19 protein-coding genes are annotated in these 19,274 nt (G+C 59.6%); 12 read left to right on the forward strand and 7 right to left on the reverse strand.

Annotation, left to right across the window (positions count from 1 at the left end; translation table 11 throughout):
* Positions 1–2 precede the first annotated feature (2 nt).
* The gene (locus IP81_RS02345; RefSeq protein WP_054106362.1) at positions 3–1,043 is read right to left on the reverse strand and encodes a bifunctional transcriptional activator/DNA repair enzyme AdaA; all 1,041 of its coding nucleotides are present in this window, start codon (positions 1,041–1,043) and stop codon (positions 3–5) included.
* Positions 1,044–1,151: 108 nt separating this feature from the next.
* Here IP81_RS02345 and IP81_RS02350 point away from each other — a divergent pair, with 108 nt between their 5' ends.
* The 8 genes from IP81_RS02350 to IP81_RS02385 all read left to right on the forward strand — a co-directional run bounded on the left by IP81_RS02350 (position 1,152) and on the right by IP81_RS02385 (position 10,550).
* Positions 1,152–2,711 carry a serine protease gene (locus IP81_RS02350; protein WP_157573045.1) on the forward strand — a complete coding sequence of 520 codons (1,560 nt, stop codon included), beginning with the start codon at positions 1,152–1,154 and terminating at the stop codon, positions 2,709–2,711.
* 167 nt (positions 2,712–2,878) lie between these two features.
* Positions 2,879–3,433 (forward strand): F0F1 ATP synthase subunit delta, encoded by a 555-nt coding sequence (locus IP81_RS02355; RefSeq protein ID WP_054106481.1) that lies wholly within the window; start codon positions 2,879–2,881, stop codon positions 3,431–3,433.
* A 28-nt stretch (positions 3,434–3,461) separates the two neighbouring features.
* Positions 3,462–4,991, forward strand: a complete 1,530-nt coding sequence (gene atpA / locus IP81_RS02360; protein ID WP_054106363.1) for a F0F1 ATP synthase subunit alpha — start codon at positions 3,462–3,464, stop codon at positions 4,989–4,991.
* Positions 4,992–5,051: 60 nt separating this feature from the next.
* Complete coding sequence (locus tag IP81_RS02365) at positions 5,052–5,924, forward strand: F0F1 ATP synthase subunit gamma (protein ID WP_054106364.1); 873 nt, start codon at positions 5,052–5,054, stop codon at positions 5,922–5,924.
* Positions 5,925–5,952: 28 nt separating this feature from the next.
* On the forward strand, positions 5,953–7,398 hold the full coding sequence (atpD, locus tag IP81_RS02370) for a F0F1 ATP synthase subunit beta (protein ID WP_054106365.1): 1,446 nt from the start codon (positions 5,953–5,955) through the stop codon (positions 7,396–7,398).
* Positions 7,399–7,442: 44 nt separating this feature from the next.
* The gene (locus IP81_RS02375) at positions 7,443–7,700 is read left to right on the forward strand and encodes an ATP synthase F1 subunit epsilon (RefSeq protein ID WP_054106366.1); all 258 of its coding nucleotides are present in this window, start codon (positions 7,443–7,445) and stop codon (positions 7,698–7,700) included.
* A 370-nt stretch (positions 7,701–8,070) separates the two neighbouring features.
* Positions 8,071–9,459, forward strand: coding sequence for an aminomethyltransferase family protein (locus IP81_RS02380; protein ID WP_054106367.1), 1,389 nt, complete (start codon positions 8,071–8,073; stop codon positions 9,457–9,459).
* 251 nt (positions 9,460–9,710) lie between these two features.
* Positions 9,711–10,550: a beta-etherase gene (locus IP81_RS02385; RefSeq protein WP_054106368.1), complete on the forward strand. Its 840-nt coding sequence runs from the start codon at positions 9,711–9,713 to the stop codon at positions 10,548–10,550.
* Here the strand turns inward: IP81_RS02385 and IP81_RS02390 are convergent.
* The 3 genes from IP81_RS02390 to IP81_RS02400 are packed head-to-tail and all read right to left on the reverse strand — an operon-like array spanning position 10,547 to position 12,815.
* Positions 10,547–11,296, reverse strand: a complete 750-nt coding sequence (locus IP81_RS02390; protein WP_054106369.1) for an IclR family transcriptional regulator — start codon at positions 11,294–11,296, stop codon at positions 10,547–10,549. The genes IP81_RS02385 and IP81_RS02390 overlap by 4 nt on opposite strands.
* Complete coding sequence (locus IP81_RS02395) at positions 11,296–11,685, reverse strand: nuclear transport factor 2 family protein (RefSeq protein ID WP_054106370.1); 390 nt, start codon at positions 11,683–11,685, stop codon at positions 11,296–11,298. The genes IP81_RS02390 and IP81_RS02395 overlap by 1 nt, the downstream gene beginning before the upstream one ends.
* Positions 11,682–12,815 carry a cobalamin-independent methionine synthase II family protein gene (locus IP81_RS02400; protein ID WP_054106371.1) on the reverse strand — a complete coding sequence of 378 codons (1,134 nt, stop codon included), beginning with the start codon at positions 12,813–12,815 and terminating at the stop codon, positions 11,682–11,684. Before IP81_RS02400 ends, IP81_RS02395 begins: the two co-directional genes overlap by 4 nt.
* A gap of 393 nt (positions 12,816–13,208) precedes the next feature.
* Here IP81_RS02400 and IP81_RS02405 point away from each other — a divergent pair, with 393 nt between their 5' ends.
* Positions 13,209–14,030, forward strand: a complete 822-nt coding sequence (locus IP81_RS02405) for a DUF6454 family protein (RefSeq protein ID WP_157573046.1) — start codon at positions 13,209–13,211, stop codon at positions 14,028–14,030.
* A 249-nt stretch (positions 14,031–14,279) separates the two neighbouring features.
* Here IP81_RS02405 and IP81_RS02410 read toward each other — a convergent pair whose 3' ends face one another.
* On the reverse strand, positions 14,280–14,843 hold the full coding sequence (locus IP81_RS02410) for a hypothetical protein (protein ID WP_157573047.1): 564 nt from the start codon (positions 14,841–14,843) through the stop codon (positions 14,280–14,282).
* Positions 14,833–15,261, reverse strand: a complete 429-nt coding sequence (locus IP81_RS02415) for a hypothetical protein (protein WP_082355903.1) — start codon at positions 15,259–15,261, stop codon at positions 14,833–14,835. Before IP81_RS02415 ends, IP81_RS02410 begins: the two co-directional genes overlap by 11 nt.
* Before the next feature lie 536 nt (positions 15,262–15,797).
* Between IP81_RS02415 and IP81_RS02420 the strand changes: the two genes are divergently transcribed.
* From IP81_RS02420 to IP81_RS02430, 3 genes are all read left to right on the forward strand, one after another.
* A complete protein-coding gene (locus IP81_RS02420; protein WP_369800694.1) occupies positions 15,798–16,160 on the forward strand; it encodes a type II toxin-antitoxin system RelE/ParE family toxin in 363 nt (120 codons plus the stop codon).
* On the forward strand, positions 16,157–16,444 hold the full coding sequence (locus IP81_RS02425; protein ID WP_054106375.1) for a DNA-binding transcriptional regulator: 288 nt from the start codon (positions 16,157–16,159) through the stop codon (positions 16,442–16,444). Before IP81_RS02420 ends, IP81_RS02425 begins: the two co-directional genes overlap by 4 nt.
* A 97-nt stretch (positions 16,445–16,541) precedes the next feature.
* Positions 16,542–17,090 carry an rRNA large subunit pseudouridine synthase E gene (locus tag IP81_RS02430; RefSeq protein WP_054106376.1) on the forward strand — a complete coding sequence of 183 codons (549 nt, stop codon included), beginning with the start codon at positions 16,542–16,544 and terminating at the stop codon, positions 17,088–17,090.
* On the opposite strand, the gene IP81_RS02435 is transcribed toward IP81_RS02430, so the two are convergent.
* Complete coding sequence (locus IP81_RS02435; RefSeq protein ID WP_054106377.1) at positions 17,082–19,121, reverse strand: bifunctional diguanylate cyclase/phosphodiesterase; 2,040 nt, start codon at positions 19,119–19,121, stop codon at positions 17,082–17,084. The genes IP81_RS02430 and IP81_RS02435 overlap by 9 nt on opposite strands.
* Between the last annotated feature and the right edge of the window lie 153 nt (positions 19,122–19,274).

Here is a 19,274-nt window from a genome sequence, read left to right on the forward strand (position 1 = left end):
CGTCATTCCCCGTTTGCTGCGCGCTCCTTTTCCAGCAAACGCTGCTTGATCTCAAGCCCATAAGCATAACCGCCCAGCGATCCGTCCGAACGGATCACGCGGTGGCACGGAATCAGCACCGCCACATTGTTTGCGCCATTGGCCGAACCTGTCGCGCGCACCGCACCGGGCTTGCCCACGTCTACGGCGATTTGCGCATAGGAGCGCGTTTCGCCCGGCGGGATTTTCCGCAGCGCCCGCCACACCGCCTCCTGAAACGCGGTGCCCTTAACGTCTAGCGGGATATGCGAATGATCGCCCGGCGTTTCGACCGCTGCAACCACTTGCACGAGTAGCGCCTGAAAATCAGCTCCGCCTTGCTGCAAATCCGCATGGGGAAACCGCAACCGCAGCGCTGTTTCTTCCTCATTAAAGGACAAACGGCACACTCCACGCTGGGTTGCCGCAACCAGCATCGGCCCCAGCGTCGTTGGTACCACTGCCCACGCAATCGCAACATCCCTGCCACCATCGCGCCACACCGAAGGCATCATACCCAACCTCTCCTGCGCTGCTGAATAGAACCGCGATGGCCCTGAAAAGCCCGCATCGTAAACTGCATCTGTCACCCGTCCTGCACCCGTCAATACATCAGCCATCCGCTCCTGCTGCAATGCGCGGGCATAGGCTGCGGGGGAAAGGCCGGTATGCTTCACGAACACCCGCTGGAAATGCGACGGCGAATAGCCACTAAGCCCGGCAAGCTGCGCCAGCGTTGCTCCGCCGCCCGCCTTGCCAACAGCCTTGATCGCCGCAATCGCGCCAAGCACCGCCTGCTCATCGCGCGCCACATCATCGGGCAGACAACGCAAGCAGGCGCGCAAGCCCGCCGCCTGCGCCGCCCTGCCATCGGCAAAGAACCGCACATTCGCGCGCGCCGGATGTTTGGCGGCGCAAGACGGCCGGCAATAAATGCCCGTGCTCAAGACGCCCGTGACGAATCTCCCGTCAAATGCGCGGTCGCGTGCCTGAACGGCGCTCCATGCCTCTTCATCGGCGATCACATCCCATTCCCTTCACGAACAGTCCCAATCACCACTTGATTGCACAAGCCGGATGATCATCGCATCCTGCACCTTGCGATCAAACGCAAACAGCGCAAGAAGCGCGCAATGCGTGTCGCCAAAATAATAACCGCTTGCCTGTCGCTGCTGATGTCGCTGCTGGGTGCTAATGCTGCCCATGCCGATCCTGCCGACATATCTGCCGCCAGCCGCTCCGTCGTGCGCGTCGTCATCATCCAAAGCGATGGCGACCGTGCCAATCTGATCACCCACGGCACCGGTTTTGCGGTCACTTCCAATCTGATCGTGACCAATGCCCATGTCGTAGAGCAGCTTCGCGGCGATGACAGCCTGATCGCTGGCGTTGTTCCGGCAGAGGGCCGCAATGGCTATCCGGCGCGGCTTGTAGCCTATTCACCGTCAAACGATCTTGCGCTGCTGCGCATCGAAGGCGGCGGTACGCTGACCCCGCTGACGCTGTTTCCCGGCGTGCCCGAGGATGGCGCAGAGGTCTATGCGGTGGGCTATCCCGGCAACGTCGATCTGGCGCAAGGACTGTCGATGGGTGATCTGGTGACGCCGCAAGAGGCCGTTAAAACGCGCGGTTATCTGTCTGGCGGACGCTCCTCGCGCTCGTTCGATACGCTTTTGCACACCGCACCGCTCGGGTCCGGCAATTCGGGCGGGCCATTGCTGGATAACTGTGGCCGGGTGCTGGGGGTCAACTCGTTCGGCACGATCAGCGATAATGGCACGGATTCGGCGTTCTACTTTGCCATTTCCATGCGTGAGCTATCCGCGTTCCTGCTCCGTGCGAAAGTTGATGCACGCACCAGCGGCCTGCCTTGCCGCTCTATCGCCGATCTCGATCGTGCGGAAGCGGAACGGGCCATTGGCGATAAAGCGCGGATGGAAGCGGCAACCCAAGCCAAGGCCGAATCACGCCAACGCGCGGCTGACAAGGCCATCCACGATGCGGAAATGGAAGTCCTCTCGGAACGAGACAACGGACTTGCCCTTGCCGTATTACTGCTCGTTGGCGCGCTCGGTGCTGCCGGTTGGGCTATGATGCAGGCCTCGGCCCGGCGCGGAAAATTCCAGCGTAAACACATCTTCGGCGCCGTGGCGCTGCTTTTGGCTGCGGTGATAACATGGTTTTTGCGCCCGTCCCTGTCATCCATCGATGAACGCGCACGCGACAAACAAGAACAGCCTGCCCCCATCGCCAGCGGCAGTATGGAAACGCCACAAAGTGCAAACAAATCCGGCCCCATGATCTGCGTGATTGAACCCCAGCGCAGCCGCGTCACGGTATCGGATATCACCGATGTGCCACTCGATTGGACCCAAGACGGCTGCGTAAACGGAAAATCGCAGTATGGCTTGGCGCAAGATGGCTGGTCGCGAATCCTCGTACCTAACACCGAAGACGCGATTTCGCTCAACACCTATGATCCGGCCACCCGCACTTACACCGTAGAAAGATATTTGCTGAGCCTTGATGCGATGACCAAGGCCCGTGCCGCGCGCGCAAAGCTGAATGCACCTGCTTGTGGTGCCGGTGAAGAAGCCGCGCGGCGCTTTGGAGAAAATCAGCAAACCATCAAGGCTTTGCTGCCGCCTGAACCGAATGAACGCATGCGTTACACCTGCCAGCCCGCCCGATAAGGTGGCCCGGAACAAAAAACCGTCTCATACCTATGCACATCTCCTTACGTCGCATCTTGTCATAAGCGCCTGACGTTGCTAGGCGCGCCCCGTCAGCAGGCCACCGGGTGTTCGTCACACGGCATTGGTCTGCATCGGCTTATCCTTGGATGAAGGAACTTCGGCGCGTGGAAATTTCCGGCGGCATTACAGCCAGCTTGTCAGGGCGTTACGCTTCGGCGTTGTTCGATCTGGCAAATGAACAGGGCCTCGTTGCCACTGTTGAAGGCGATTTGGAAAACGTCGGCGCTGCTCTGCGCGAATCGGCTGACCTCACCGGTCTGATCCATAATCCGCAAGTCAGCCGTGCAGCTGCTGCGGCTGCGATTAATGGCGTTGCTGGCCTGCTTGGCCTTTCGGCGCTGACCAAAAACTTTCTCGGCGTTCTCGCTGGCAACCGCCGCCTCTCGGCATTGCCGGACGTGATCCGCGCTTTCGCACAGATTGCTGCTGCCCATCGCGGCGAGGCGACTGCCGAAGTCACCAGCGCTCACCCGCTCGACGATGCCCAGCTTGCGGCTTTGACGGAAAAGCTCAAGGTCCGCGAAGGCAAGGACATCAAACTCAAGACCAATGTCGATCCCGATATTCTCGGTGGACTTGTCGTGAAAATCGGCAGCCAGATGATCGACAGTTCGATCCGCACCCGTCTCAATTCCCTCGCCCAGGCGATGAAGGCTTGAAGCCACAAGGCTCTACGAAAGGCTGATAATGGAAATCCGCGCCGCTGAAATCTCGAAGGTCATCAAGGACCAGATCGCCAGCTTCGGCACCGAGGCCCAAGTCTCGGAAGTCGGCTCAGTGCTGTCGGTCGGCGACGGCATCGCCCGCATCCACGGTCTCGACAAGGTCCAGGCCGGCGAGATGGTCGAATTCTCGAACGGCGTTAAGGGCATGGCCCTCAACCTCGAAGCCGATAACGTCGGCGTCGTGATCTTCGGTTCTGACTCCGAGATCAAGGAAGGTGACGTCGTCAAGCGCACCGGCACCATCGTTGACGTTCCTGTCGGCAAGGGCCTGCTGGGCCGCGTCGTCGATGGCCTCGGCAATCCGATCGATGGCAAGGGCCCGATCGAGTACACCGAGCGCAAGCGCGTTGAAGTCAAGGCCCCGGGCATCATCCCGCGCCAGTCGGTTTCCGAACCTGTGCAGACCGGCCTCAAGGCCATTGACGCTCTGGTTCCGGTTGGCCGTGGCCAGCGCGAATTGATCATTGGTGACCGTCAGACCGGCAAGACCGCCGTCGCGATTGACACCTTCATCAACCAGAAGGGCCCGAACGCGGGCACCGATGAAAACAAGAAGCTTTACTGCATCTATGTTGCCATCGGCCAGAAGCGTTCGACGGTTGCCCAGATCGTGCGCCAGCTCGAAGAAAACGGCGCGATGGAATACTCCATCGTCGTGGCCGCTACCGCTTCGGAACCCGCTCCGCTCCAGTACCTCGCGCCATACACCGGCGTGACGATGGGCGAATTCTTCCGCGACAACGGCATGCATGCCGTGATCGTATATGACGATCTTTCCAAGCAGGCTGTGGCTTATCGCCAGATGTCCTTGCTGCTGCGTCGTCCTCCGGGCCGCGAAGCTTATCCCGGTGACGTGTTCTATCTGCACAGCCGCCTGCTTGAGCGCGCTGCAAAGATGAACGATTCGCTTGGTGGTGGTTCGTTGACCGCTCTGCCGATCATCGAAACGCAGGCTGGCGACGTTTCGGCCTACATTCCGACCAACGTGATCTCGATCACCGACGGACAGATCTTCCTCGAAACCGGCCTGTTCTATCAGGGCATCCGTCCAGCCATCAACGTCGGCCTTTCGGTTTCGCGCGTTGGTTCGGCGGCTCAGACGAAGGCGATGAAGAAGGTTGCCGGCTCGATCAAGCTGGAACTGGCGCAGTACCGCGAAATGGCGGCCTTTGCCCAGTTCGGTTCGGACCTTGACGCTTCAACGCAAAAGCTCCTCAACCGTGGTTCGCGCCTGACCGAGCTGCTCAAGCAGCCCCAGTTCTCGCCATTGGGCTTTGAAGAGCAGACCGTGGTGATCTTCGCTGGCACCAACGGCTACCTCGACAGCATCCCGGTAAACCGCGTTGGCGAATACGAAGCCGAACTGCTCAGCTACCTGCGCACGCAGAAAGCCGATCTGCTGGCAGAAATCCGCGACACCAAGGACTTGGGCAATGATACCAAGGCCAAGGTCGTCGAGGCGCTGACCGCTTTCGGTAAGCAGTTCGCCTAATTTGTAGAGTTATCGTCTCCCCGGCCTTCGGGTCGGGGACGACGGATCAAGGGAGCCATCATGGCCTCGCTTAAAGAACTCAAGGGCCGCATCAACTCGGTCAAGTCGACCCAGAAGATCACCAAGGCCAAGCAGATGGTTGCGGCAGCAAAGCTGCGCAAGGCGCAGGCTGCGGCTGAAGCTGCGCGCCCTTATGCCAGCCGTCTGGCCGAAGTGATGGGTAGCCTCGCATCGAAGGTTGCAGGTCAGGACAATGGCCCGCTGCTGATGCGCGGAACCGGATCAGACAAGCGTCACCTGCTCGTTGTCGTGAATACTGACAAGGGCCTGTGCGGCGGTCTGAACTCGAACATCGTCAAGGAAGCCAAGCTTCAAGCCCGTGCGCTTGAAGCTGCGGGCAAGGAAGTCACCTTCTACCTTGTCGGCAAGAAGGGTCGCGCGCCAATCAAGCGCGATTACCCCAATGCCATCGCCGAGAACTTTGACACCAGCACCGTGCGCACGCCCGGCTTCGATGAAGCCAGCGCCATCGCCCGCGAAGTGATCGCCATGTTCGAAGCCGGCAAGTTCGACGTTGCCCACCTGATCGCTCCGGTGTTCAAGTCGGCGTTGGCACAAGATCCGGTCACTACGCAGTTGATCCCGGTTCCTGCGCCTGCCGCTACCAGCGAAGCCGGTGCCGTGGTCGAGTATGAGCCAAGCGAGGAAGAAATCCTCGAAGAGCTGCTGCCGCGCTATGTCACCACCAAGGTGTTCGGTGCGCTGCTCGAACGCGAAGCTTCGGAACAAGGCTCGTCCATGAACGCGATGGACAACGCCACGCGCAACGCCGGCGAACTGATCCAGAAGCTGACGATCCAATATAACCGCAGCCGTCAGGCCGCGATCACCACCGAACTCATCGAAATCATCGCTGGCGCTGAAGCGCTCTAACGACGACATAGAAGGCAAGGAAACAACCATGGCCACCGTGCTCACCTCTACTGGCAAGATTAGCCAGGTCATCGGCGCCGTCGTCGACGTGACCTTCGACGGCGAACTGCCTTCGATCCTCTCGGCGCTTGAAACCGACAACAACGGCAACCGCCTTGTTCTCGAAGTTGCGCAGCATCTCGGTGAAAACACCGTGCGCACCATCGCGATGGACTCGACCGACGGTTTGACCCGCGGCAACCCTGTGCGCGATACCGGCGCGCAGATCTCGGTGCCGGTTGGCCCGATGACGCTGGGCCGCATCATGAACGTGATCGGTGAGCCGATTGACGAACGCGGTCCGGTAGGCGCGGCCAAGACCGCCCCGATCCACGCCAAGGCTCCCGAATTCATCGACCAGTCGACCGAAGCTGCGATCCTTGTGACCGGCATCAAGGTCATCGACTTGCTCGCGCCCTATGCACGCGGCGGTAAGATCGGTCTGTTCGGCGGCGCAGGCGTTGGCAAGACCGTTCTCATTCAGGAACTGATCAACAACATCGCCAAGGGTCACGGCGGCGTGTCGGTCTTCGCAGGCGTTGGTGAACGCACCCGCGAAGGTAACGATCTGTACCACGAATTCCTCGACGCAGGCGTTATCGCCAAAGACGCTGACGGCAATCCAACGCCAGAAGGTTCGAAGGTTGCGCTCGTGTTCGGCCAGATGAACGAGCCTCCAGGCGCCCGCGCCCGCGTTGCTCTGTCGGGTCTGACCATGGCAGAATACTTCCGCGACGAAGAAGGCCAGGACGTTCTGTTCTTCGTCGACAACATCTTCCGCTTCACGCAAGCAGGTTCTGAAGTGTCGGCTCTGCTCGGCCGTATTCCTTCGGCTGTGGGCTATCAGCCAACGCTGGCAACAGACATGGGCCAGTTGCAAGAGCGCATTACCTCGACCACCAAGGGTTCGATCACCTCGGTTCAGGCCATTTACGTTCCTGCCGACGATCTTACCGACCCTGCGCCAGCCGCATCGTTCGCCCACTTGGACGCAACGACCACGCTGAACCGCGCGATTTCGGAACTCGGCATCTATCCGGCAGTTGACCCGCTCGACTCCACCAGCCGCGTGCTGACGCCTGCTGTTGTCGGTGAAGAGCACTATCAGACCGCCCGCCGCGTTCAGGAAACGCTGCAGAAGTACAAGTCGCTGCAAGACATCATCGCGATCCTTGGCATGGACGAGCTTTCGGAAGAAGATAAGCTCACCGTCGCCCGCGCCCGCAAGATCCAGCGCTTCCTTTCGCAGCCGTTCCACGTTGCAGAAGTGTTCACCGGCATCAGCGGCAAGTTCGTGCAGGTCGAAGACACCGTGCGTTCGTTCAAGGCTGTGGTTGACGGCGAATACGATCACCTTCCCGAAGCCGCGTTCTACATGGTCGGCGGCATCGACGAAGCGGTCGAAAAGGCCAAGAAGCTGGCTGAAGACGCTTAATTAGACTTAAACCCCTCCCGCAAGCGGGAGGGGAGAAGAGGTTCATGATGCTGCACTTCGAACTCGTCACCCCGGCCCGCCTCGTCCGTTCGGAAGAGGTCCATATGGTCGTGGTTCCCGGCACCGACGGTGAATTCGGCGTGCTGGAAGGCCACGCGCCGTTCATGTCGACGGTCAAGGACGGCTCGATCAAGGTCTACAAGTCGGCAGGCGCTGCGCCTGAAGAGATCAAGGTCCAAGGCGGCTTTGCCGAAGTCGGCGCAAACGGCCTGACGGTTCTGGCAGAACACGTCGAAGGCTGATTCGCCTAATCTGTAACGTTGAAAGGGCTGGCCCGCGAGGGTCGGCCCTTTTCGTTTGTTTCGAAGAATGTTTCGCGCAGAGGCGCAGAGGAAGAGAGACGCAGAGAGAACTCGCTTTTGGCGAAGCCGCCTCTTCTGCTAGCCATTGGGCTCATAAAAAAGCCTACAGCATTCAAGCATAGCCCCCAGCATTCTCTGCTTCCTCTGCGTCTCTGCGCGAAACACCCTTATCCTCGGGGCCAGCGATACAAACATTCCGTATGCAACACATACAATTTTTCGTCCAATTCATCATTCCGAACTTTTCATCTATGCGAAAATATGCCAAAGCGATTTCAACATCGCGAATTCACATCGGGAGAGTCGAAAAATGTCCCAAACACTTGAGCAGGTCATCCAGAACGCAGGAGACCTCGTCAACTTTGTCCGCAACCAGCAAGTCGGACCTAACGTCTATCCGGGCGTTCCTTCAGAATTCTCGAACTGGCGCGCAGAGCAGTGGGCTTGGGGCCACACTGCGGTGCTTTACAACCAGTCATACCACATGGTCGATCTGGCCGTTAAAGGCCCCGATGCCTTCGCAATGCTTGAGCATCTTGGCATCAACAGCTTCAAGAACTTCCAGCCAGACCGCGCCAAGCAGTTCGTGCCCGTCACCCCCGACGGTTACGTGATCGGCGACGTGATCCTGTTCTATCTGGATGAGAACCATTTCAACCTTGTCGGCCGCGCGCCGACGATTGAATGGGTTGAATACCACGCCGCCAGCGGCAACTGGAACGTCACGGTCGAGCGGGACGAGCGTTGGGCGATGCGCAGCGATGGCAAGCGCAACTCCTATCGCTTCCAGGTGCAAGGCCCGAACGCGATGAAGATCATCGAAAAGGCCACCGGCAAGCCCGCGCCTGAACTCAAGTTCTTCCACATGTGCCGCATGACCATCGGCGGCAAGGAAGTGCGCGCGCTTCGCCACGGCATGGCAGGCCAGCCGGGCTTTGAATTGATGGGACCTTGGGAAGACTACGGCGCTGTTCATGCAGCACTGGTTGAAGCAGGCAAGGAATTCCAACTCGCGCTGGTCGGTGGCCGCGCCTATTCATCGAACACGCTGGAATCGGGCTGGATCCCCTCGCCCTTCCCCGCGATCTACACCGGCGAAGCACTCGCGCCCTACCGCGCATGGCTCTCGGCCAATTCCTATGAAGCCAAGTGCTCGGTCGGCGGCAGCTATGTGCCTGAAACCATCGAGGGCTATTACACGACGCCATGGGATCTGGGTTACGGTCCGTTCGTGAAGTTCGACCACGACTTCATCGGCCGCGCCGCGCTCGAAAAGATGGCCGCAGAGGGCAAGCACCGCACCAAGGTGACGCTCGCACTCGACAACGAAGACGTCATGCGCGTCCAGTCGTCGGCGCTGTCACAGGGTGAGCGCGCCAAGTTCATGGAATATCCAAGCGCGGTCTATTCGATGCACCCGTTCGATCAGGTGCTAGTCGACGGCAAGCTGGTCGGCCTGTCCACATGGATTGGCTACACTGCCAACGAGGGCAAGTTCCTGACGCTGGCAATGATGGAGCCGGGTTTTGAAACGCCGGGCACCGAAGTGAGCCTTCTCTGGGGCGAACCAAACGGCGGCACTACCAAGCCAACGGTCGAGCCACACGTCCAGACTGAAATCAAGGCAGTCGTTTCGGCCGTCCCTTATGTCGCCGCTGCACGCGACAATTACGCCGAAGGCTGGCGCACGAAAAAGTAAGCTTCGGGCCAAAAGCCTGATTGCGAGAGCGCCGGCCCTCCCGACGGGGTCGGCGCTCTTTGTGTTTTAGTAGGTGGCGCATAGCCTTCGACAAGCTCAGGCCGAGCGGGTTGGTGGAGTTGCTGTTCCCAAAGCCCGCTCGTCCTGAGCCGGTCGAAGGATGTTACCCACCGCCTGTTCAAGGCTATAAATTTAGTTTGTGTTGCTAACGAAATATGGCACAATATCGACAATAAAAAATTGAGGATGCCATGGCACAGAACAACACCATCACGTTCTACGATCTCGCGCTCAGCACAGGCGCGACAATCAGCCCGTTTGTGTGGGCAACAAAGTATGCCTTGAAGCACAAGGGCTTTGATCTGGATGTCGTGCCCGGCGGGTTCACCGGCATTCTGGAACGTACCGGCGGCAAGACAGAACGCCTGCCCGCGATTGTTGATGACGGCGAATTCGTGCTCGATAGCTGGGGCATCGTCGAATACCTCGACGCCAAGTACCCCGATCGCCCTGCCCTGATCCCGCATGAAAGCGTGGCGGCGACGCTCAAAGCGCTGGACCACTGGTTCTGGAACACCGCGGTCGGGCCGTGGATGTTCTGCTTCTGTCAGGATTATCGCGATCTTTCCCTGCCGCAGGATCACGAATACGTGACGCACAGCCGCGAGAAGATGCTGGGACGCAAGCTGGAGGATGTTCAGGCCGGGCGCGAAGAGCGTTTGCCCAAGATTTCCGCCGCGCTTGAACCTTTGCGCGCCGCGTTGGCGCAGCATCAGTGGCTCGGCGGATCGACGCCGAACTATGCCGATTTCCGCATCATGGGCGGCATTCTGTTTACCGCATCGGTGTGCAAGATTCCGGTGCTGGCCAATGACGATCCGATGCGTGACTGGATCGAGCGCAGCCTTGATCTGTTCGGCGGATTGGGCCGTCACCCCGGCCTGTTCCCGTTGTTCGGACTGGAGCAGCGCGAGGGCGATCCTGACTTGTTCAACCGTGCAGCGGGCCAGGGCGGGATTTACAAGCGCAACACCGGCCCTGCATCGACCAGCGCCGAAACCCAGCGCATTACCGAAGGCTTGAAGCGCTAATCGCCCTGAATGGCGGCGGCAGAGCGGATCAGCAAGGCGCGTATCCGCTCTTCCATGACGGCATCGAACCGGACGGCTGGCACGGCGACGCTGAGCGCGCCGACGAGTTCTCCGTCAATCCAGACGGGGGCTGCGACGCCGCATATGCCGACAGTCGCTTCCTCGCGCGCGACGCAGATTCCTTCGCTGCCAATGCGGGCGAAATCAGCGCGCAATGCAGCTTCCTCCGTGCGTGTTTTGACCGTCAGATGCTGGCGAGGCGCTTCGGCGAAATAGCGCGCCTGCTCTTCAGGCCTCATCCACGCCAGCAAGACCTTGCCCGCAGCCAGTGCGTGCAAAGGCCGCCGCGTGCCGGGATCGACCGCATAGCGCAGCGCGTGATCGCTGGCTTCGGTCACCAGCGATTCCACCTCCCAGCCGCGCCGAACCATGAACGATGACGTTTCGTTGAGTTCCGACCGCAGCGCACGAACCAGCGGGGCCACGCGATCTTCCAGCGTGATCGCCGATTCCGGAGCACGCAGGCGTTCAAGCCCCGGCCCCGGCAAATAGCGCCGCCCCGCCCGGGATAAGTAGCCACGCTCAACCAATGTGCCGAGCAGATAGGACAGGCTGCTGACGGGTATGGCGAGCGCGCCTGCAATCTCTTGCGCCACCGCGCCTTGGCGATTGGCGACGACATACTCGATCACATCGAGCGTGCGCATCGCCGATTTCACAGGATTGGTGGCGGCAGGCGCGTTCATCAGAAGGTTAGGCTACCGCGTCTTTCGGCAAAGCGCCAACCATCGCCGGTCAGGACGAAGCGATCGTGGAACGAGCCGACGAGCGGCGCCCCCTCGCCCGTGAACAGCAGCATCGCGCTGGTGCCGCGCGCGGAGGTTTCGCTTTCCACATCAATCACCACGTTCGAGCAAACGTGGCGGGTGGTGCGCGGCGGGCGCGATTTGAACGCCGCCAAGATCGCCTCACGCCCGGCCACGGGGGCGTCGGGTGCGGTGGGGCGATACATGACGCCGTCTTCGGCATAGAGCGCGGCGACTTCGTCCCACCGCGCTTCGTCGTTGAGATTGGCGTAAAGCGCGATCAGCCGGGCGCAATCGGCTTCGGCGGCGCGGCGGTCATCGGCAGTCACAGGCGGGCAGCCGCGATGTCAGCACCTTCGCGCAAGGACTTGAGCTTGCGCCAGGTGACGATGGGATCGAGCTTGCCATAGCCTGCGAAAGTGCCGAAGCCGCAATCGGTACTGGCAACAACGCGATCCGCGCCGACGAAACCGGCAAAGCGTTCAATGCGCTGGGCGATCAGTTCGGGGTGTTCGATATAGTTCGAGCAGGTATCGATCAGGCCGGGGGCGAGGATCTTGTGATCGGGCAGCTTGGCGTCTTTCCACACTTTCCATTCGTGTTCGTGGCGCGGGTTGGCACCTTCGAACAGGATCGTGGCCGGGCGCGCGCCAATGACGATATCGACCACGCGCTCCAGCGGGATGTCGTGATCGTGCGGGCCTTCGTAATTGCCCCAACAGATGTGCATGCGCATCTTTTCGGGCGGGATGTTGGCGGTGGCGGCATTCAGCGCCTCGACGTTGGCCGCAGCGATCTTGATGAATTCCGCTTCGTCCATATCCTGATAGCCGGTGTGGCGGCTCATCGCCAGATCGGGACAATCGAGTTGGAGCAGGAAGCCTTCGTTGACGATGGTCTCATACTCTTCGCGCATCGCATCGGCCAGATCGGCCAGATAAGCCTCGTGGCTGGGATAGTGGCGGTTGACCTGGAACGCGGTGATCAGGCCCGGCGATGCGGCGTTCATGAAGGCTTGGGTATCGGGTGCAGCATGCTTGGCCAGTGCCGATTTGAAGCGGCGGATATCATCATGCAGCGGTTGCAGCGTTACCTTGCGCACCGGGCCGATGCACGAGGCGCGGACGAATTCCTGGCTGCCCATGATCGCCGAAAGCTTTTTGGCAAGGTCGGGCACTTCGGCAAGATCGGCGGCGGGTTTGCGATCAATGTGGCCGCCAAAACCCGAAAGGCGTTCAATCATGTATGTCGAATAGCCAACTTTGCCGAGTTCGCCATCGGACACGACCGAGACGCCCGCTTCGACCTGATGGCGCACGGCTTCATCGACGGCGGCCGAGACCGCGGTATCGAAAGCCTCGGCGTCATAGGGTTCACCCTTGTCACGCGCGAGCAGGAGGGGCGTGAGTTCATCGCCGCGTGGCAGGCTGCCGACGTGAGTGGTCTTGATCTTTGCCATGGTTCAGGCCCCTTCCCAATTCATATCTGTGAAAATTTCATAGAGCATTACGCCGCCGAAACAAGCCGAAAGCGGCAACTCTGGCGATTTTGCAGCGGAGGGGGTTTACACAGTTTACACTGTACAGAGGGAAAACTCCGGCCCCTCCCCGACGTGTCCTGAAAGGGACCGGTTTTGCGATATCGGGCGATGGGCGGACGGGCATCAGACATGCCACATGCATGGCACAACGGCGCCCTTGTAGGACAGCCAAAACCGCTGGCCCCAAGTTACATATTTCGGACAAGTATTACGCTGAAAAGACAGAATATTTTTCACTTTATGCAACAGTTCTGACGCATGATCTTGTCATTGGGAGCCGGGCTGGAAAGGTCAGCCCGGGGGGCTTACCAGATGATCCGCAGAGTATTGCTTGCCGGTTGTGCCACGGTATTTCTGGCCGTCTCTAGTCTCACACTTGCCGCATCTCCCGACCAGTTCACCGGCGCGATAGAAAGTGCGCAACTGCTGGATGCGCTCCAGCTTGATGGTGAATTGTTCCACGTTCAGGGCCTTGAAATACAGGGCGGCACGATCTGGGTCACCTCGGTCGATAACGACAATCATCGCGGCTATATCCACGAGTTTGACCGGCACAGCGGCAAGCTGCGGCGGCGGTTGGAATTGACCGACGGGGCGCGCTATCATCCCGGCGGCATTTCGATTGCCGGTGGGTCGATCTGGGTGCCCGTGGCCGAGATGAAGGCGAAGAGCAGCGCGGTGCTGGTGGAGATTGACACCGCCACGCTGCAAGTGCGCCGCACGATCCATGTGGCCGATCACCTTGGCTGCGTGGCCGCGGTGGACGGCAAGCTGGTGGCGGGCAATTGGGACAGCAAATTGCTCTATGTGTTCGATCTGGCGCGCGAGCATCCCGAACAGCCCGAACGGATCGTACCCAACCCTTCGCAAACGCGGTTTCAGGACATGAAGTTCGTCGATGGCCATCTGGTGGCAGGCGGCCATCTCACATGGCTGAGCGGTGCGGTTGACTGGATCGAATGGCCCTCACTGAAGCTGAAGCGCACATTGCAATCCGGCGCAGTAGGCCCCGTCCGCCCCTTCGGACGCGGCGGCCCCTATACCGGCGAAGGCATGGCGATCACCGGCCGCGACCTGTTCGTGGTGCCCGAAGATGGGCCAAGCCGGGTGTTTCACTTCAGGTTGGATAGTTAGGGCGCGGTGAGAAATTCGAGCGGCGAGCCCCATGGCAACTATGCGATTTTTTTCGCCAGAAGCAGACATTCAGGAAGCGACCCCGGAGTGGTAATCTTGTCTTCCGTGCTTCGAGTTGATGGATGATCCTGAATGACATCGGTCGACCGATAACCCAACACCCCGCAGGCCGCCCAATTGTCTTCACCCCGGACGAGCGGTGCACGCCCGGCGACTGATCGCAAGCTGGTCACCAACTTGCAGCAACAATCAGTTTGATGGCGCGCCCTCCGGTGTCTCCGGCTTCGCAGGACGTGCGAAATCATTGGTTGCTGTAAGCATGAACAATGTCTCATCGACCTTTTCCCAAGCTACCTGATAGACTTCAGGATCAATCACCGGGCGATCGTCACGGCTTTTACCCATTAGCCCGAGCCTTGAGCGGCGCTCGACGAAATTGAGCCGCACCTTGGTCGACCCGTTGGGCAAAGGCAGAAAACTTGCTGTGACCGCGACCTCTGAATAGGATTCGGTGCCGATAATCAATCTTTCTGCCAATGGCGTTGTATCGACCGATGGACTAACCGCCGAAATAAAGCCGCTGGGCAAGTCGGCGCTTTGCAGGATGTAGCCCAGATCCTGCAATACCGACATGACGGACTTGAACGCAAGATTGCGCGGGACGTTGAATTCGCGCGCCTGAATGGCCTGCAATTCCAAGGGGGTTGCCATCTGGCTAACCGCGGCTACGCCATCGATAGAGGTGCATGAAGGCAAGAGCAACCCGAAGGCCAAAGCCGCCGATGCCCGCAGGCAAAGGCTTCTAGAATTCACTGGCCCGGCTCCTGAAATCAGAAACAACATCTTTTTCGTCAAATCGGATGATGAGCGTCATGGTGCGCATTGTTTCCGAAAAGGCAGCCTGATCGGATGCCAATCCGCCAAGCAGAACCGACCAAGCATTGCTGCGGGCTTCGCTTTGGGCAACTCGGGCGTAGCGTTGATAGGACCACACCTCGACACCTGAACCGTCACGCGTAGTCACGTTGGGTGCGCCGAAAACATCGAGAACGTCGGACTTGCGGGTCTCGCCGACGAGCAGATTCATCTGGACATTGCCCTGTGTCAGTTGATTGTTGGCCTTGGGGGGCTGGATGTTGACCTGTTCAAATTGGCGCGGGCTTTGGGTGGCGCATGCGCTTAGTATGCACAACGTAAGGACGGGCAATAGAGTTCGATAAAGATGAAACATAAATGCTCCAACGCAGGCTGAATCCTGTGCGGCACACTCTCGCTAGTCCAACTATTTTGCTGCCAGAGTGCTGCAAGCAAGGCGATACCAAGGTCAGATTGCTTGTTGTTGTATAGATTATTTCACGAGAATATATGCAAGTCATGCGAGCTTCATGGATTGGTATCATCACGTTCCAGCGCGTCTGCCATGCCGCTTGCGAACGTTGGTCTGCAACACCATCGGACACCACCTTCGTGAGGGCAGAAAACCACCCACTTTCAGCCTTCCAGCACACACGGCCCACCCCCTGAAAGCTGCCGTCTCATTTCTCGTCGCCCCGGACTTGATCCGGGGTCAGGCTTTGCTTTGCGGCGTGCAGGCCAAGAAAAGGGGTTCGCGCAGAGAGCGCGGAGCGGTTGGAGGCTTGTAGATTCTCCACTTCTCTTCGCTCTTCGCGGTCTCTGCGCGAAAAAGAAAGCGGGACCCCGGGTCGAGCCCGGGGTGACGGTGGTTGGGGAGATCAGGGCACATATACGCCATTGACCTATATGTCATTGACCTATACACCTCATCCCATAACCAGCTTGCAGGCCGTTGTGGAACTGCCCGAATTCCTGCGGCGGGCCAAAGCGATCATGTCCGACGAGGAGCGCGCCGCGTTGGTGGATTATGTCGCGGCCAACCCTGAAGCAGGCGTTCAACTTGGCGGCGGTCTGCGCAAGATACGCATTGCCCGCGAGGGTGGCGGGAAGAGCGGTGGCTACCGGACGATCTATGTATTCGGCGGGGTGAAGGTGCCGATTTTCCTCGTCACCCTGTTCGCCAAGAACGAAAAGGACAACCTGAGCAAGGCTGAGCAAGCGGAACTCGTCGCGCTCAGCAAGCTTCTGCTCGCCCATTATGGAGACCGATCATGAGTGCCTATGAGAGCATCAAGCAAGGACTGACCGAGGCTGTGGCCTTTGCTGAAGGGCGGGAGACTGGCGCGATTGTTCATGAGGTGGCGGTGCCTGCCGTCGATGTTGCCGCGATCCGCGCCAGCACCGGTTTGTCACAAGGGGCCTTTGCCCGCAGCATCGGTGTTGCCAAGGGCACCTTGCTCAACTGGGAGCATGGTCGCCGCCGCCCCACAGGCCCTGCGCAAGTGCTGCTCGCCATGATCGCGCGGCGGCCCTCGCTGGTGAGCGAATTGCTGGGCTGATTGCCAGCAACACAAAGCTTGCCACATCGCCCATGTTCGTGTGTTGGTCGGCGCGAACGGCGGGCCTGTTTGGGCTGCCACAGTTAGGCCTGACGCGATGACGACGATCTTGTTCAACAAGCCCTATGGCGTGCTGTGCCAGTTTACCGATGAGCGCGAGGGGCCGCCGCGTCCGACTTTGGCCGATTTCATCACCGTGCCCGGGGTCTATGCGGCGGGGCGGCTGGATACTGATAGCGAGGGCTTGCTGGTGCTGACCGACGATGGCCGGTTGCAGGCGCGCATTGCCGATCCTCGGTTCAAGACGCCCAAGACTTATCTGGTGCAAGTGGAGGGCGAGCCTGACGAGGCCGCGCTGGACGCTTTGCGCCGGGGGGTGCGGCTGAAGGACGGAATGACCCTGCCTGCGGGGGCCGAGCGGATCGACGATCCCGCGCTGTGGCCGCGCGATCCGCCGGTGCGGTTTCGCAAGACCGTGTCCGATTGCTGGATCAGGCTGACGATTGGCGAAGGGCGCAACCGCCAAGTGCGGCGCATGACCGCTGCGGTTGGCCATCCCACCTTGCGGCTGGTGCGCTGGACGGTGGGGGATTGGAACCTTGACGGGTTGGCGCAAGGCGAATGGCGCGAAGTGGCCTCAAGCTGATTTGCGCGCGAAGGACCTGAGTGCGGGACTTTTTGGGGCCGGAGGCGGGCCGATTATCGCCTGCCTGAGGCTCTCTGGCTGGGCTTCGTATGCCTCGCGGAATTCGGCAATCGGCATGGGGTGCCCGAACAGATAGCCCTGCAATTTGTGGCACCCTGCCTCGCGCAGAATTTCCGCCTGCTGTTCGGTCTCCACCCCTTCGGCAATCACCCGCATATCAAGGCCTGAGGCGAGATAGATGGTGCCAGTGACGAGCAGCGATGCCTTGCTGCCGGGCTGCAAGCCGGACAGCAGCGACTTGTCGATCTTGATATGGCTGAAGCCATAGGATTGCAGATAGTGGATGCTGGTAAAGCCGGTGCCGAAATCATCAAGCGCGATCGACATGCCCATCGCCTTGAACCGTTCGATAGCACGGATCGCGCGTTCCGGCTGGGCGAGCAGATAGCCCTCGGTGATTTCCAGCTGGAGCCGGTGCGGTTCAAACTGCGTCTGTTCAAGCACGTGCGCAACTTGCCGTTCAAAACCGGGATCACGGAACTGCGCGGGTGATACGTTGACGCTGAGCTTGAGCCGGCTGAAGGGTTTGAGATCGCGGCAGGCGCGTTCGAGGACAAACAGACCCAAGGGGTGGATTTGCCCCGTGCCTTCGGCAATATCGATGAAATCCTGGGGGTCTAGCGGACCATCGGGGCGGCGCGGCCAGCGGATCAGCGCCTCTGCCGAGGCAATCTCACCGGTTTGCGCGCTGACAACGGGTTGATAAAACACCTCAAATTCTGCATTGGCAAGGCCATTGCCGATTTCGCGCCCAATCGCCAGACGACGAATCCGGCCTTCATCGAAAGCGGGATCGTATATCGCCACTTCGCCCTTGCCGCGCGTTTTGATGTGATACATCGCGGTATCGGCGCGGCGCAAAAGCTCGTTTGCATCAACAAAACCTTCCGAATTGCTGGCAATGCCGATGCTGGCACCCACTTGCAAAACGTGGCGGTCGATCAGCACGGGCAGGCCGATTTCCTCGCCAATGCGCGTGGCCAGCTGCTGCGCCATCGCGGTGGCATCGGGTGCATCGATCAGGATGGCAAATTCATCGCCTCCAACGCGCGCCAACAGCGCCTGTTCCGGGCAAATCTTGGTCAGGCGCGCGCTGATGCTTTTGATCAGCGTATCGCCCGCGTGATGGCCGTGGGCATCGTTAATGTCTTTAAAGCCATCCAGATCAATGAACACGATAGCAAGGGTATCGGCTTTTGCGGTGCCGCTTGCCTCCAACTGTCCAAGGCACGACAGAAGCTTGCGCCGGTTGGGCAGGCCACTGAGCGCATCGGTAAGCGCTATACGGCGGTTTTCCTCGCTAAGCTTTTCCGTTTCAGCTTGGCGCAGGCGCAAGTTGCGCTGTGACCGGATCAGATTGGCGAAATCAATGTTGAAGCGGTAGGTGACGACCATCATACCCGCACCAACAAAGAGCAATACGATAGCCTCGACCAGCATCTGCCCCTGATCGACAAAGCTGAAATACACGACAAAAGTGAGCGTGCTGGCCAGCGCAACGCGCATGGCCGCAGCGCGCATTGTCATCAAACAGAAAACGCAACTGACCTGGGTTAGTGCGAGGAAGAAGGTAAGGTGGCCGCGCGCGTAAGCATCGCCAAGATCATAAATCCAGAAGCCCCAAGCTTCGAAAGCGAGCGTCATCATCACCGCCAGCGCGCAGGTGCGCCTGATCTGGTGGGCAATTTCGCGGTCGGACAGTGTAGCTGCGCCATCCTGCCGCCACCACCACCGCGCACGGACCAGTCCGATGACGCAGATGATCAGCGGTACAACGAACGTCTTTACCAGGGAATCAGGCCGGTAGAAATCGACCATGAGCGCAAATGCGTTGAGTACAAGAATGATGTAAAGCAGCGGCATCTGATGGGAGAAGGAACGGAATTGCGCGCGTGCCAGATCGGGATCATCAAGATCAAGGCTGAAAAGAGCAGCGAAGCCGCGCAAGGTCGGTCCTCCTTTCATCATCATCAAGCGCGCTCCCAAGATGCGAAACCATGGGCGCAGCGGATTGAAGAACGGGTTTTGCCAGCGCTAGGTATTCATACCAAGCAACTGTCACAGAATGATTATTCACAATGCCTTAATATAGTTTAACAACTGGTAAACGCGGGAAGAAAAACG

It is taken from the genome of Novosphingobium sp. AAP83, from assembly GCF_001295795.1.
Lineage (GTDB): Bacteria > Pseudomonadota > Alphaproteobacteria > Sphingomonadales > Sphingomonadaceae > Novosphingobium.

Bases quoted from the DNA above. Each gene is read 5' to 3' on its own strand.
- IP81_RS02350 (WP_157573045.1), top strand. From the start codon at position 1,152: ATGCGTGTCGCCAAAATAATAACCGCTTGCCTGTCGCTGCTGATGTCG.
- atpA (WP_054106363.1), top strand. From the start codon at position 3,462: ATGGAAATCCGCGCCGCTGAAATCTCGAAGGTCATCAAGGACCAGATC.
- IP81_RS02365 (WP_054106364.1), top strand. From the start codon at position 5,052: ATGGCCTCGCTTAAAGAACTCAAGGGCCGCATCAACTCGGTCAAGTCG.
- atpD (WP_054106365.1), top strand. From the start codon at position 5,953: ATGGCCACCGTGCTCACCTCTACTGGCAAGATTAGCCAGGTCATCGGC.
- IP81_RS02375 (WP_054106366.1), top strand. From the start codon at position 7,443: ATGATGCTGCACTTCGAACTCGTCACCCCGGCCCGCCTCGTCCGTTCG.
- IP81_RS02380 (WP_054106367.1), top strand. From the start codon at position 8,071: ATGTCCCAAACACTTGAGCAGGTCATCCAGAACGCAGGAGACCTCGTC.
- IP81_RS02385 (WP_054106368.1), top strand. From the start codon at position 9,711: ATGGCACAGAACAACACCATCACGTTCTACGATCTCGCGCTCAGCACA.
- IP81_RS02390 (WP_054106369.1), bottom strand. From the start codon at position 11,296: ATGAACGCGCCTGCCGCCACCAATCCTGTGAAATCGGCGATGCGCACG.
- IP81_RS02400 (WP_054106371.1), bottom strand. From the start codon at position 12,815: ATGGCAAAGATCAAGACCACTCACGTCGGCAGCCTGCCACGCGGCGAT.
- IP81_RS02405 (WP_157573046.1), top strand. From the start codon at position 13,209: ATGATCCGCAGAGTATTGCTTGCCGGTTGTGCCACGGTATTTCTGGCC.
- IP81_RS02415 (WP_082355903.1), bottom strand. From the start codon at position 15,261: ATGTTTCATCTTTATCGAACTCTATTGCCCGTCCTTACGTTGTGCATA.
- IP81_RS02425 (WP_054106375.1), top strand. From the start codon at position 16,157: ATGAGTGCCTATGAGAGCATCAAGCAAGGACTGACCGAGGCTGTGGCC.
- IP81_RS02430 (WP_054106376.1), top strand. From the start codon at position 16,542: ATGACGACGATCTTGTTCAACAAGCCCTATGGCGTGCTGTGCCAGTTT.
- IP81_RS02435 (WP_054106377.1), bottom strand. From the start codon at position 19,121: ATGATGATGAAAGGAGGACCGACCTTGCGCGGCTTCGCTGCTCTTTTC.